Source organism: Nostoc sp. (assembly GCF_036917975.1).
Classification (GTDB): Bacteria; Cyanobacteriota; Cyanobacteriia; order Cyanobacteriales; family Nostocaceae; genus Nostoc.
Genome location: NZ_JBALEJ010000001.1, coordinates 21,840 through 34,977, shown reverse-complemented (window position 1 = coordinate 34,977; position 13,138 = coordinate 21,840). Strand labels below are relative to the sequence as shown.

The window sequence follows — 13,138 nt, the reverse complement described above, 5'->3', positions numbered from 1 at the left end:
GTAATTAGTTTTTCTGATAATACTAAAACTTTATCGAGTTAGTGTAGTAGCCTAGAATATTTGACTGCTTTAATATTTCTTGAATAATTAGACTATAAGCCAACAAGTAAGTCAGTACAAATAAACATAACTATATTAGTTAAAGACTTCTTAGCCTATTCCCAATGATAAATTACAACCCTCTTTAGTTAGATTTTATTTGTATGAGCTTACTGAAAGTGAAGTTAAAAATAATTCTAGATTGAGTAGCGATCGCAAAAAAATAAAGCTACTTTTTTATTGTTTTTATCAAGAGAATTATGAGTTTTATTAAAATAAAAAATAGATATTTTTGATTTCAGAAAACTTAAATTATCTGCGATCGCCTGGTGAAGCAGCGTGGTCTTCTCCCAAAGGGAGAGGCTAGCGCCTGCCGTAGGATGCCCGAAGGGCTGTAGGGGGTTTCCCCCATGAGCGACTGCTGTTAGCGCAGCGTAATACCATTTCACTTTAATAATGATACAAATACGCTGGTAAGGGCATGGCAATGCCATGCCCCTACGATAAATGTATATGTATCAGGATTTTCGTGAAATGGTATAAAGCCTTCTCTACGAGAGGCTCCGCCAACGGCATGGCTTCGCTTAGAGCGACGTTAGGAGCGTCCTTCCCGCAGGGTACATTGGTGTCAACTTCAGCTGGAAATAGCTTATCTGTTGGCTTCCATGCCCGCCAGGGAATAAATTTGAATTCTTAAAAGTTTCAGCAAAACGGGCTTTTGGGGCTATTTTTAATTAAGGATCGGAATTTGATTTGGGGAAAAGGTTACTGGGTTTGGGTTAAAGGTTTTTTTTCCCCCTTCCCCCTTCCCCTTTTCCCCAAAACCCGACAAGTATTGAGATTGTAAGTAGGAGTTTATTTATGCCGAGATGGAACGCACAGGACAAACAAGTGTATCGAACCGAAGTGATTCGACGTATTACCGCAGCGATGCCCTTAGTAATGCAGGAATATGCCTCAATTAATTGGGTAGAGGAACTCAAAGGCTACCATACTGACCATGAATATTACCCTGACTACATCCACGCTCCCATTCATGGTGTAACTGATGCCTATACCAACCCTCAATCGTGTTTAGCCTGGGATGCTGCTATGGATGCGATAATTCCCCTCAGCCACAATGTTAGTTGCCAGCAGTTGCGCGAGAAAATGGCCGAGCTAATTCCTGAAGACACTTCTGTTGAGACGGTGCTAGAGCTTGGTGCAGGTACGGGTGATGGAGCGTTGGCCTTGGCACGGCGGTTTCCACAGTCCACTTTTCGGATTACTGATGTTTCGCCTTATATGCTGGTGATCAGTAAGCACAAGTTTAACAAGGTTGGATTTAGTGAACGGGCTTTGTTTGAGCAGGTGGATGCCCGTCACACAGGCTACCCTGAGAACTCCTTCGCTCTTGTTACATCGTCACTACTCTTGCACGAAACACCTAAAGAATGGATACCTAAGATTCTGAAAGAGATGTACCGGATCACCAAACCCGGAGGTTGGGTACTATACGCTGACACCTATCGTGGTGAATACGCCCTGAACGCTTCTTTTCAAGAACCGTGGTTAGATGACTTTATCCATTTTAACTTCGAGTACGAGTTCGCCAAAGCAGGTTTTACAGAACTCAATTACATTCGCTATGCCGTAGGTTTGTGGTATATGGTTGGCCGGAAGCTAGAAACATAACTTGAACCTCACACCACTTCTAGCTCTCATGAAGGTACTTGTTCCGCCGCGTCCGTTGCCGTAAATGAATTTTGTTTAAGTTCAGCGATCGCTTATAAAATACCAGAGCTTGTAGAACAGGGTAATCCCACTTCGTTGTTGATGTTTCCTCTACTTCTATTGGTCGTAAGACCTGTAAAAGCAAGGAACGTCGGTGACGCTGGAATCCCCACCATTTATGGCTGGGGAGTGTCAAAGACTAACTCTTGAACATAGATGCAAATAACCCTGTTGAATTTCATTTCGATCGCTACCTAACCAAGCTTGAGGGATTTTGGTTAGCAAAGTTTCTATCCATCAATTCTGTGCGTGAGTTTGCCCGCACAGCCCGAAACATTCCAAATCGACACAACCCTGCACCAAACGCCAAACGCATCAGTAAAAGCGTCGGTACCTCGCGCACAGACTTGATGAAACCAGACAGCCCAAAACGCACTAATCCCTCTGGTCGAGCCACTCCTTGCCAAATCGAATCGAACCAAGAAGGAAGGGTTTCTTGCGTCCAGTCTGCCGTAATTACCTCCCCCTCAACTAAGGAAGTCTCTGCTAAAAGCTCAGAAAAGCCTTCAATGCTGGAAAAAGCTGGATGAGACCACTGATCGAGGAGTTGCCGCATTACTGGTTTCTCCCAGAAATTTAGCGGCTTTTGGCGGTCATCCCTCTGATTCCAGTCAGCTACAATTAACACCCCACCAGGCTTTAGCACCCGCATTAATTCTCTAGCAAAAACGGCTTTATCAGGCATGTGGGGGCCTGCTTCAATCGACCAGACCACATCAAAACTGGCATCTGGAAACGACAATGCCATTGCATCATCAACCGCAAACTGGGCGTTTAGTCCTTGGGGTGTTAATTCCTGAGCGCGGTTCACTTGTTGTGGGCTGATGGTAATCCCTGTGACAGCAAACCCATAATCTCGCGCTAAAATCCGGCTACTACCCCCAATCCCACAGCCAACATCTAAGACGGTAGTACCAGAAGGTAATTTTTCTATTCCACCCCATTTAACCATTTCATGTACAAAATCAGATTTAGCAGCCAAAAAATCCTTACTTCGTGGCGGCGAACCGTAATGACCAAGGTGAATGTGTTCTCCCCAATAAAACTCTACGATGCCGTCAAGAGTCCATTGATCGTAGGAATTGGCGACTGTGGATGAGGATTGATACTTGCGGGCAGTTAGGAAATAAGCCGCAATTCCAATTACTAAAAGCAGAAGAAAACCAGTTACAAAATATAATAAACTTGACATTTTTTTTGAACGCTATTGTACACCTATTTGAGTCGATCTAACGGTTTGCTTATTGCTGCTCGTCCCGAATCAGACGAGGGATGTCGTAACCGTCCGACAGAGGCGATTGCAATAGAAATCATCCGATACATCGACATTGCAATGTTTTGAACATCTGGAATAATTTTCCCTTGAAGTAGACTGGGCTTATATTTGCCTTGAGGGAGAGCCGTTTGTTTGACAAAGGGATGAATAGCAGTAGGAATCTTCCCAGTTCGGTGAAGATAGAATTTCGGCATGATAATTAACTGAAGTATTAATTTAGTAAATTAGCAATTTCTATGGGTAATGTGGAAAAGGACTATGTACGTCATACACGCCATTTACTACCTGTTTTTTAACAACTTCCACCTGTTAGGTAATACAGCATTTCGTTGTTACTGTGACTATTTGCAACCGATACTCTTATCTGGAGTAGCGCTATATCTAAAAACGCAATCTGTACCAAAAATTAACCGCCTACCCTCTCATAGAAAGTCGTAATCTGTAGCGTCTGGATATGTGGAGCTATGAAAACGTAAAGCTGAGTAGTTGTAGAAATCTTCATAAGAATACCTATCTGTGCCTCGCAGATGTACAAAATTCACAAGTTCACTTCGGCGGGCATTCTGACTCACACAATTCTGGATTTCGGATTTTGTATTTTGGATTATCGGGTAGCTTCCCAATCCAAAATCTAAAATCCAAAATCTAAAATCTGTTTACAGCTGCGGGACAGCGCCGGATTTACACCGGACTTTCCCCGTTTCCTCTAGCGGCTGTTCCCCACTAGAACCGAGATTCATCTGAATACTAACACAACTGTGATTTGCTTGCATAAAAATCAATGGTCGATCTATACTGGCATTCGTCATGAATCGGGGCAAGTCTCATTCTTTACCAAAACTTGCTCTGGATTTTTATAAGAAGAATTCAGAACTCAGGAGCGGAGCCGGAGACGCTCCGCCTCCGGTCAGAATTCAGAATTGAATTCTGTACGACTGGGTAATGAATATTGGTTTAAAACCTTGCCCGCAAGTGGCGCGAAAAAAATTAAAATATTCTTCCTAATCAAAACTCTATCCCTTTATGGGTAGAGTATTCACCAATTCTGAATTCTGAATTCTGACTCCTTTTTTATTGGGCAACTCTTCTAGAAATTTTTCAACCCAACAAACTTTTTCGGGTTGCCAGCGTTTGCTGACATAGCACTGGCATTGTTCCTTAGAGGATGTTTGAAAAGTCCTCTCGGTGGTAGCAAAACGTTTTAGATCCCCCTAAATCCCCCTTAAAAAGGGGGGACTTTGAGAAGTTTCCCCCCCTTTTTAAGGGGGGCTAGGGGGGATCAACGAGTGCTTAAAATCACACAAAAAAACTTTTCAAACAACCTCTTAGACCATTTTCAGGACTTACGCAAAAATTGTTAAAAAGCTTAATTCATTTGTCAGTCCACCATCTACCAATCAACTGATGACCAAGGAACTTCAAAGAGCAGATAATGATAGTCTGTGGAAAGAAATTTTAGAAGCTTACTTTCCCCAAGCAATGCAATTTTTCTTCCCCCAAACAGCAGCATTAATTAATTGGGAACGTCCCCACGAACTTCTCGATAAGGAATTTAAGCAAATAGCTCGTGAAGCTGAACAAGGTAGGCGATATGCAGATAAATTAGTCAAAGTATGGCAAATTCAAAGTCAATAAATTTGGCTATTAATCCATGTAGAAATTCAGGCAAAATCAGAAGACATCTTTGCAGAAAGAATGTTTTCTTACAACCTGCGAATTTTTGATAGATTTGCCAAACCTAGCTAACAATTCTTTTCCATTTTTGCAATTATTTTTCTACAATTCATCAACACATCTTGTATGCAAGCTTCATCCACACTTTTTGAGGATTCCACAACGGATATCCATGTTGTTCGTCATGATGGTTCGATAACACCGTTAGAAATTAATAAAATTCGCACAGTAGTTAATTGGGCTTGTTACGGACTTTCAGCAAATTCTATTGCTTTAGAAGCACATCTGACAACTCGATTGCGTCCCCGCATTACCACGCGAGAAATTCAAGATAATTTGATTCGCTGTGCTTTGGATTTGTGTAGTCCTGAAGAACCTGATTGATTGACGCTATGTAGCAGGGCGATTACACATTTGGAGTTTGTGGAAAGAAATAACAGTTAGCCGTGGTTATCAGTACGGTTATTATGCTCGGACTGTACATTCCAAAGTTTTGTCAGGAGAATACGATCGCCGCATTTTAATCTACACTCCACAAGAATTAGAAATTGCTAACACTTGGATCAATCCCGACTGGGATGCAGACTATGATTATGCAGGCGCAGTATTACTGACAAAGCGATATCTTCTGGCGAATGAGCTACCACAAGAAGCATTTTTAACTTGTGCGTTATTGATTGCCTCCGTGGAAACACCAGAGAATCGATTAACCTGGGCGCAAAAATTTTATGAAGCGATCGCCTCGCCCATCGTCAAATATCCTTAGCAACCCCCATTCTGGCGAACTTGCGGATTCCTAATGGTTCGCTAGCCAGTTGTTTCATTACGGTTAAAATTCTTTCTGAGTTTCATAAAGACGCACAAAAACAAGCACTACAACTGTCAACGAGCGATCGCTGGCAGTTAATACAAGCCCTTTTAGAGTCTCTAAAAGACGAAGCCAATCCTAAGCCAAAACAGGGAAACTTGTGACCTAAATTCCGTATAATAAATAGTTAGCTGGCTTAGTCCCTGATTGGAGTAGTGATTGAAGGAAGTTAGTGAGTATTTTATTTTAAGTAGAGCTAATAAATAGAAATGAGATTATAGTGATGAAATTCAACACGGTAATTTTTTATGACATTGAGAATCTATTAAAAGGGTATAGTTTTTCACAGCAAATGATTGCAAATCTGTCTTTAGAAGAGATTCTGGAATCAATTCGTAAAACTGAAAAACTTGGGCAAATTGCTGTACAGCGAGCATATGCAAATTGGAGTGATTCTCGCCTTTCAATTATGCGTGGAGAAATTAATGAACTTGGTATAGATCCAATTCAAGTTTTTGGTTTTTATCGCGAACAGAAGAAAAATGCGGCAGATATCCAGCTTGCTATTGATGCTATTGACTTAGCTCACGTTCGTCCATGCTTAGAAGTGTTTGTTATTGTCTCAGGAGATGGTGGTTTTGCTGCCCTTGCGAAAAAATTGCATGAGTATGGAAAAACTGTAATTGGTTGCGCTTATAGGAATGCGACTAATAAAACTTTTCAAGCTGTTTGTGATGATTTTGTTTGGATAACAGATCCAGATGAAGAAGAACGTCAATATAAAGCAAGCTTACAAACTTTAACTATTAAGCAGTCTGATGGGTTTGATCCGCGAAACTCTCGCCTCATCAATCAAATTAAACGGACAACATCCTCTTCACCGGAAGATATTGTAGTGAAAACGAAAGAAATATTAAATTGGTATGCTAGCGATCGAGTCTGCCAATCAGATTTAGCTCGTTATGGGATTTATTTATCAGTTATACAACAAGCAATCAGTTATATAATTCCTGGACTTCAGCCTATACAACTAGGTTTTGCAAAGTTTATTGAATATATGCAATATATATGTCAAGGATCAGAATTATGTATAGCACGTATTCCTCCCTCACAAGTGATCTTAGCTCTTCGCAGTTCAGTTCCTAAAGGAAGCGAAGTTTTACCTGATCTGAACGCCAGAGAAATTCACTCAGTTGATACATATCGATCAATCTTGGCATCAGGTTCACCTATTTATCGCCTTCCGTCGCCAGAAGATTTATACGCAATCTCAAATTGGATTGTTAGAAATCCAGTTCATCAAGTTGATCTTGGAACTGCTATCGAGGAAATAGTTACTGCATTAAATGGAGAAGTTTCATCAGAGATAGTCAAGTTTACATTATTCAGTTTTATTTCAGCAGAAATGTTTATTCGAGAACCTGAAGGCATTCAAGGTTCTGAACAAAAGCTATCATTTCGAGGTGATATTCAGTCTTTAGAAACTGTCATACATATTTTGAAAACTGGAGTTATGCAAAAAATAAACACAATTCTCCCTTCTATCAACGAAGAGGTGTTGCGACAAATTCTGCCAGACGCCAGCTAACAATCCCGTTGCACACCGACCGTTGAGAGATGGTTGGTTGAGGATGAGAGGTGATCTGCGGCGGGTGAACGGGGTCGTTAAATCATTACAAACCTATTTAATTCTGTACGTAATCTTGTCCTGTCACTAATGCCCATTCTGCTCGCATAAACTCACGTCCGAATGGCACTAAGTTAAGATACAGCCCTTACCATGACTGGTTCCTAGCCTCCAGGCTAGGAACCCATTCTGGGAGGCTCTGCCTCCTCTTTCTTGACCAGAGGCGGAGCCTCTCGGAATACGTTCCCAGCCTGGAGGCTGGGAACGAGGCTACACAAGCTTTTGGGCTTTTCTTAGTGCCATTCAACTCACGTCCCAAGTAAGCCGTATGATCCAATCGGTGGTTAAGTCGATAACCCGACACCAGAAAATTATTTCGTATCGCTGTTGGCGGATTATTTGTTGGAAGGGTTGTATTTCTACAATGGGTTTATATTTGGTTTAGATGTAGAGACGCGATATATCGCGTCTTTAAAAATGTGTTTCTGCTGAGGTAGTGATATGCCAAGACGCACATTACTGAGCTAGTTTATAATCGAAACTTTAAGCTAAATTTAGTGTAGAGTTAGCTTTCTACATAGATGACAACATTACAAGAATTACAAAAACAAGCACTGCAACTGTCAACGGGCGATCGCTGGCAGTTAATACAAGCCCTTTTAGAGTCTCTAAAACGGGAAGCCAATCCTAAGCCAAAACAGGGAAACTTGTCACGGTTACGAGGCATTGCCAAAACCTCGGCTGCTTTAGGAGAAGGTAATGATAAAGAAGATTACATAACCTTTTTGACCGATAAGTATCAGTAATGCGAGTTTTGATTGATACCAATGTAGTTCTTGATTTCTTACAAGAACGAGAGCCGTTTGTGGAACATGCAGCAAGATTATTTGAGCGTATTGATGTTGGAGAGATAGCAGGGTTTATCGCAGCAACGACAATAACCAACATCTACTATATCGTCCGTCGAGCAGCAGGGAGAGTAGTAGCTCAAGATGCAATCATCCAAGTGTTAAGTGATCTAAACATTTGTGCAGTCGATTTGGAGGTACTGGAGCAAGCTCTTGTATTGAATTTTGAAGACTCATTACAATCGAACCAAATAAACGCTGTGGTAAGCCTTGTGTACGCGGCTTGCGAATTACGGTTTATGAAGTGCTTGAGTACTTGGCTTCCGAGATGACCGAAGCAGAAATTCTCGACGATTTTCCCGATCTGACGCGAGAAGATTTAAAAGCTTGCATTGCTTATGCTGCTGACCGTGAGCCTCGGTTTATGACCCCTCCATTATCTGCATGAAATTACTTTTTGATGAAAACTTGTCACCTAAGTTACCAAGCCATTTGAGTGATCTTTTCCCAAATTTGCTTCACGTTCGAGATGTGGGCATGAAAGCAACGATTCTCCCTAATTTCTCGTTGGGAAAACTCGTGTCACATTAGATACTGTGACTACTGTCTTTAATCAGGGTGCAACAGCAGAGGAGATTGTTTATCGGTATCCGTCACTGAATTTAGCTGATGTTTAGGCCACGATCGCCTTCTATCTCAAGCACCAATCGGAAGTAAAAGCTTATCTGCAACAGCGACAGCAGCGATCGCAAGAGATTCGAGAAATGAATCAAGCGAGGTTTGACCCACAAGGCTTGCGCGATCGCCTGCTTGCTCGTAAAACAGAGCAAGAAGCATGTTAAAACTACTTGCTGACGAGAATTTCGATAATACGATCGTTCGAGGACTATTCCGACGTAATCCAACACTTGATATTTCTATTGGGCGATCGCTACTCCTAAATTTTACTCGATAACGATATCGCCACATCACAAAACCAGTAGACATACATCTCCGAAAAATAACGTAGAGACGTAGCACTGCTACGTCTCTACAAGGATTCTGGATAACGCATATTTAATTTCTGGAGATGTCTATTGTTCTTTTAGTCCTAACGCAGACTTACCAGAAATGGGAACAGAAACTGGAGTGGGTTGCTGTTTACTGAAGGTAGCCGCGTAGATCATCGGCTTGATGAACTCACTAAAGCTCCAGCAAAATCCGGTGAAAAATGTGAAGACTAGAAATACTGCTGAGACAACGCCAGCAACTTTGTGAACATCAAAGTTCACTCGCTTGGGATGAGCGTTCCATTTGATTTTAAAGCCAGATATCAACCTACGCCAACCTGGCCACAGAATAATACCTTTAACAAACTCCGTGGGTTTAAGTCCCCCGGTTCAATAACCGGCAAGTTTTGGGTCGGGGTCTAAATCCCCGGACGCGACGCTCGAGTACTCGCTTGCCGCCGGCGCTATCGCAGACTCGCTTTGCGCGTCGCTTTCACAAAACTTACTTGCGACTTGCGACTTGCGACTTGTTTTAAACTATCAGTGTTTAAAGCTTTGACCCTGGCGACTGTTCGAGTTTTGTCAAAGAGATTGTTGTAGTGACCCATGCTACGAAGCAGTCTTTCTTGACCAAGGTTGGGACGATCTACTACTATTTTTAAGATACAAGGTTGGGTTGAGGAACGAAACCCAACACCCAAAGACCTTGGTATTGTTGGGCTTCACTCCGTTAAACCCAACCTTGTATTTTTAGACAAACCCAATCCAAAATCTAAAATCTAAAATCCAAAATGGTATCAGCTTTGAGTCACAGCCTCTTTCGCCAAGAACTTCTCTAATTCTGTCAACGCATCAGCATCAACCTTAGTTTGCATTGGGCAGAACTTAGGCCCACACATCGAACAAAACTCAGCAGTTTTATAGATATCTGCTGGTAGAGTTTCATCGTGATATTCCTTAGCTCTCTCTGGATCGAGTGATAATTCAAACTGACGGTTCCAATCGAAGTTGTAACGCGCCTTAGAAAGTTCATCATCTCTATCCCTTGCACCAGGGCGATGTCTAGCAATATCAGCCGCATGAGCTGCTATTTTATAGGCAATCAACCCATTCCGCACATCTTCGGCATTTGGTAGACCCAAATGTTCTTTAGGTGTTACATAGCACAGCATTGCAGTACCATACCATCCAGCCAGAGCTGCCCCAATGGCTGAAGTGATATGGTCATAACCAGGAGCAATATCTGTCACCAAAGGCCCCAACACATAGAAAGGTGCTTCCGAACACTCTTCCATCTGCTTACGGACGTTGAACTCAATTTGATCCATCGGGACGTGTCCAGGCCCTTCCACCATCACCTGTACATCATCTTCCCAGGCTTTGCGAGTTAGCTGTCCCAGGGTTTTCAATTCAGCTAATTGTGCTTCATCTGAGGCATCATGGGTGCAGCCGGGACGCAGGGAATCTCCTAAACTGAAGGAGACATCGTATTTTTTGAAAATCTCAATAATGTCTTGGAAGTGGGTATAAAGGGGGTTTTGTTTGTGGTGATGTAGCATCCACCGCGCCAAAATACCGCCACCGCGAGAGACAATCCCAGTGATGCGGTTTCTCACCAAAGGCAAATGCTCAATTAAAATCCCTGCGTGGATAGTTTGATAGTCTACTCCTTGCTGGGCGTGCTTTTCTATGATATGGAGAAAGTCATCAGCAGTCAGGTTTTCAATTGTGCCGTGGACGCTTTCTAAAGCTTGGTATACTGGCACCGTACCAATGGGAACAGGTGAAGCTTTAATAATCGCGGTGCGAATTTCATCCAAGTTGCCGCCGCCTGTGGATAAATCCATCACGGTATCAGCACCATACTTCACCGCTAGGTTTAGCTTATCAACTTCTTCCTGAAGATTAGAAGAATTAGGAGAAGCGCCGATATTAGCATTTACTTTACATTTAGAAGCGATGCCAATAGCCATCGGCTCTAAATTCGTGTGATTAATATTAGCTGGGATAATCATTCTTCCCCGCGCCACTTCCTCACGAATGAGATCGGCAGGGAGATTTTCCCGTTTGGCGACATAGTGCATTTCTTCAGTGATAACACCTTGGCGGGCGTAGTGCATTTGAGATACATTAGCCTGCCCACGCCGTTTAGCAACCCATTCTGTCCGCATATTGTCATTCCTCAATAAACAGCTTCCCTCCGCTGGTATTACCCAGACTCAGGTGTTAAGGGTGTGATCTCAGCCTGGTTATGTAGGCACCCCTAGCATGGATGTAGTGTACCACTTTGGTCATATCTAGGGGCAAGGGTGTGAAAAATTTATGCTGTTTTTTTGGAGTCTGGCGATGCCTACGACGAGCTGTGCCTACGCTGTTTCTGTTGAATAATGTCTAATACTGCCTTGTGGATTTCCTCTGGAGTCATTGAAGCGGGATAAGTTGCAGAGGGAGGTTTTGCCGTCAAACGATCCGCAAGTGCGTAAAAAGCCTCTTGATCGTCTTGGTGTGCAATGACGTAGGCGCGTAATTCTGCCTTGCTCATAGCATCAAAGTTTGGTTTACTCATGGATATTCCCAGTTGCCATCACGACTAATCAGAATTTCTATATCTTCTCCAGCCAAGATGAATATTTTTCCAGTGCGCTCAATCCAGTTAGACTACAACGAAATTGGTTGCGCTCAATGACAATCCAATACTGATTTGCGCGAATTGCACCTGAGAATCGGGGCTAATTTCTTCCCCTACTCCCTACTCCCGCCCCGAAGGAGTAGTAAGATGTACTCTTGCAACACCGATAAAATAAACCTTAAGGTGATGTGTGGGTTGGGCTAAAAGCGATCGCTAACAGATAAATATCTGCAATATCAGGTCAAAGAACCCAGGATAATGAATCATAATTAATCTCTATAGCTTTGATTTATCAGCCATCAGCCACCAGTTACAAGCCGGAAGCTGAGATGCCGATTACTCAAGGCTTTTGATTCAACTTAACGAATTGACTATGAATTCTGAAAAAATCAAAAATTCTCTAAATATTTCGTCAGCGATACGTGTGGGAGTACTGGGCTTCGGCGGACTCGGACAAGCGGCCGCCAAGGTACTTGCTGGCAAACGAGAAATGATTTTAGTCGCAGCAGCAGATCAAAAAGGTTACGCTTATGCAGCTGAAGGTTTAAATACTGAAGCATCCATTGCAACCTATCAAGCCCAAGGTTCGGTGGGTTATTTAGAGCCAATTGGTACATTAACAAATCAAAGTATTCAGGATTTAATCGAAATAGCTCAACCTGTAGATGGGTATTTTTTGGCTTTACCCAACCTACCTAATGACTTTATTCCCAATGTCGCCAAGGAATTTATCAAATCTGGTTGGCGTGGGGTACTAGTAGATGCGATTAAACGCACCACTGCTGTAGAACAACTCCTCGCGATGAAAGAGGAACTACAAGCCGCCGGGATTACCTACATGACAGGATGTGGTGCTACACCTGGACTATTAACAGCAGCAGCAGCTTTAGCCGCTCAAAGCTATGCCGAAATTCATCAAGTTGAAATTACCTTTGGGGTAGGAATTGCAAACTGGGAAGCTTACCGCGCCACTGTTCGGGAAGATATCGGACACATGCCTGGTTACACAGTGGAAACTGCGAGGGCGATGACTGACGCCGAAGTAGAAGCACTATTAGATAAAACTAATGGCGTGCTTACCTTGACAAATATGGAACACGCTGATGATGTGATGCTAGAAGTAGCGGGGATAGTGGGACGCGATCGCGTTACAGTTGGTGGTGTCGTCGATACCCGCAATCCCAAAAAGCCCCTCAGCACTAATGTGAAGGTAACAGGACGTACCTTTGAAGGCAAGATTTCCACCCATACCTTTACTCTGGGAGATGAAACCAGCATGGCAGCAAATGTCTGTGGGCCTGCCTTCGGCTATCTCAAAGCTGGTAGACAATTGCACCAACGCGGCATCTATGGAATATTCACCGCCGCCGAAATTATGCCGCAATTTGTTAGGTAAGTAGGGGACTGGGGACTGGGGACTGGGGACTGGGGACTAGGAATACCCAATACCCAATCCCCAATCCCCAATTCTTATA

At 42.9% G+C, this 13,138-nt stretch carries 18 protein-coding genes, 2 pseudogenes and 2 riboswitches; of the genes and pseudogenes, 12 read left to right on the top strand and 8 right to left on the bottom strand.

Annotated features, from left to right (window positions below):
* Positions 1 to 236: 236 nt before the first annotated feature.
* Positions 237 to 488 carry a hypothetical protein gene (locus V7K76_RS00175; RefSeq protein ID WP_334777595.1) on the bottom strand — a complete coding sequence of 84 codons (252 nt, stop codon included), beginning with the start codon at positions 486 to 488 and terminating at the stop codon, positions 237 to 239.
* Positions 489 to 900: 412 nt separating this feature from the next.
* Between V7K76_RS00175 and V7K76_RS00170 the strand changes: the two genes are divergently transcribed.
* Positions 901 to 1,713 (top strand): class I SAM-dependent methyltransferase, encoded by an 813-nt coding sequence (locus V7K76_RS00170; protein ID WP_334777594.1) that lies wholly within the window; start codon positions 901 to 903, stop codon positions 1,711 to 1,713.
* Between the two features lie 289 nt (positions 1,714 to 2,002).
* Here the strand turns inward: V7K76_RS00170 and V7K76_RS00165 are convergent, their stop codons facing one another.
* Together V7K76_RS00165 and V7K76_RS00160 are read right to left on the bottom strand one after the other, a co-directional pair.
* Positions 2,003 to 3,004 (bottom strand): methyltransferase domain-containing protein, encoded by a 1,002-nt coding sequence (locus V7K76_RS00165; protein WP_334777593.1) that lies wholly within the window; start codon positions 3,002 to 3,004, stop codon positions 2,003 to 2,005.
* Positions 3,005 to 3,027: 23 nt separating this feature from the next.
* On the bottom strand, positions 3,028 to 3,282 hold the full coding sequence (locus tag V7K76_RS00160) for a hypothetical protein (protein ID WP_334777592.1): 255 nt from the start codon (positions 3,280 to 3,282) through the stop codon (positions 3,028 to 3,030).
* 342 nt (positions 3,283 to 3,624) lie between these two features.
* Positions 3,625 to 3,837: riboswitch (cobalamin riboswitch) on the bottom strand.
* Positions 3,838 to 4,492: 655 nt separating this feature from the next.
* On the opposite strand from V7K76_RS00160, the pseudogene V7K76_RS00155 reads away from it, so the two are divergent.
* The 10 genes and pseudogenes from V7K76_RS00155 to V7K76_RS00115 form a co-directional block, all read left to right on the top strand.
* Positions 4,493 to 4,831 (top strand): annotated as a pseudogene (locus V7K76_RS00155) (hypothetical protein); the annotation flags it as partial.
* A gap of 57 nt (positions 4,832 to 4,888) precedes the next feature.
* Positions 4,889 to 5,146 (top strand): ATP cone domain-containing protein, encoded by a 258-nt coding sequence (locus V7K76_RS00150; RefSeq protein WP_334777591.1) that lies wholly within the window; start codon positions 4,889 to 4,891, stop codon positions 5,144 to 5,146.
* 37 nt (positions 5,147 to 5,183) lie between these two features.
* Positions 5,184 to 5,528, top strand: a complete 345-nt coding sequence (locus tag V7K76_RS00145) for a ribonucleotide reductase N-terminal alpha domain-containing protein (protein ID WP_334777590.1) — start codon at positions 5,184 to 5,186, stop codon at positions 5,526 to 5,528.
* 20 nt (positions 5,529 to 5,548) lie between these two features.
* A complete protein-coding gene (locus V7K76_RS00140) occupies positions 5,549 to 5,734 on the top strand; it encodes a hypothetical protein (protein ID WP_334777589.1) in 186 nt (61 codons plus the stop codon).
* A 119-nt stretch (positions 5,735 to 5,853) separates the two neighbouring features.
* Positions 5,854 to 7,158 carry an NYN domain-containing protein gene (locus V7K76_RS00135; protein ID WP_334952892.1) on the top strand — a complete coding sequence of 435 codons (1,305 nt, stop codon included), beginning with the start codon at positions 5,854 to 5,856 and terminating at the stop codon, positions 7,156 to 7,158.
* A gap of 620 nt (positions 7,159 to 7,778) precedes the next feature.
* Positions 7,779 to 8,003: a hypothetical protein gene (locus tag V7K76_RS00130; RefSeq protein ID WP_334777587.1), complete on the top strand. Its 225-nt coding sequence runs from the start codon at positions 7,779 to 7,781 to the stop codon at positions 8,001 to 8,003.
* Complete coding sequence (locus V7K76_RS00125; RefSeq protein WP_334777586.1) at positions 8,003 to 8,377, top strand: type II toxin-antitoxin system VapC family toxin; 375 nt, start codon at positions 8,003 to 8,005, stop codon at positions 8,375 to 8,377. Before V7K76_RS00130 ends, V7K76_RS00125 begins: the two co-directional genes overlap by 1 nt.
* Positions 8,281 to 8,493 carry a DUF433 domain-containing protein gene (locus V7K76_RS00120; protein WP_334777627.1) on the top strand — a complete coding sequence of 71 codons (213 nt, stop codon included), beginning with the start codon at positions 8,281 to 8,283 and terminating at the stop codon, positions 8,491 to 8,493. Before V7K76_RS00125 ends, V7K76_RS00120 begins: the two co-directional genes overlap by 97 nt.
* Positions 8,490 to 8,636: a DUF5615 family PIN-like protein gene (locus tag V7K76_RS34525; RefSeq protein ID WP_334952894.1), complete on the top strand. Its 147-nt coding sequence runs from the start codon at positions 8,490 to 8,492 to the stop codon at positions 8,634 to 8,636. Before V7K76_RS00120 ends, V7K76_RS34525 begins: the two co-directional genes overlap by 4 nt.
* Positions 8,630 to 8,722: pseudogene (locus V7K76_RS00115) on the top strand (DUF433 domain-containing protein); the annotation flags it as partial. The gene V7K76_RS34525 and the pseudogene V7K76_RS00115, both read left to right, overlap by 7 nt.
* Positions 8,723 to 8,741: 19 nt before the next feature.
* Here the strand turns inward: V7K76_RS00115 and V7K76_RS00110 are convergent.
* From V7K76_RS00110 to V7K76_RS34520, 5 genes are all read right to left on the bottom strand, one after another.
* Entirely contained in the window at positions 8,742 to 9,032 is a 291-nt protein-coding gene (locus tag V7K76_RS00110; protein ID WP_334952896.1) for a hypothetical protein, read from the bottom strand.
* Positions 9,033 to 9,118: 86 nt separating this feature from the next.
* Positions 9,119 to 9,385, bottom strand: coding sequence for a PepSY-associated TM helix domain-containing protein (locus tag V7K76_RS00105; RefSeq protein ID WP_334777626.1), 267 nt, complete (start codon positions 9,383 to 9,385; stop codon positions 9,119 to 9,121).
* A 446-nt stretch (positions 9,386 to 9,831) separates the two neighbouring features.
* Complete coding sequence (gene thiC, locus V7K76_RS00100; protein ID WP_334777584.1) at positions 9,832 to 11,205, bottom strand: phosphomethylpyrimidine synthase; 1,374 nt, start codon at positions 11,203 to 11,205, stop codon at positions 9,832 to 9,834.
* A 7-nt stretch (positions 11,206 to 11,212) separates the two neighbouring features.
* A riboswitch (TPP riboswitch) is annotated at positions 11,213 to 11,309 on the bottom strand.
* Positions 11,310 to 11,384: 75 nt separating this feature from the next.
* Positions 11,385 to 11,600 (bottom strand): DUF6887 family protein, encoded by a 216-nt coding sequence (locus V7K76_RS00095; RefSeq protein WP_334952898.1) that lies wholly within the window; start codon positions 11,598 to 11,600, stop codon positions 11,385 to 11,387.
* Positions 11,597 to 11,683, bottom strand: coding sequence for a DUF6888 family protein (locus V7K76_RS34520; RefSeq protein ID WP_442936237.1), 87 nt, complete (start codon positions 11,681 to 11,683; stop codon positions 11,597 to 11,599). Before V7K76_RS34520 ends, V7K76_RS00095 begins: the two co-directional genes overlap by 4 nt.
* A 353-nt stretch (positions 11,684 to 12,036) precedes the next feature.
* Between V7K76_RS34520 and bioU the strand changes: the two genes are divergently transcribed.
* Entirely contained in the window at positions 12,037 to 13,059 is a 1,023-nt protein-coding gene (gene bioU / locus V7K76_RS00090; protein ID WP_334952900.1) for a (S)-8-amino-7-oxononanoate synthase BioU, read from the top strand.
* The last annotated feature ends 79 nt before the right edge of the window (positions 13,060 to 13,138 follow it).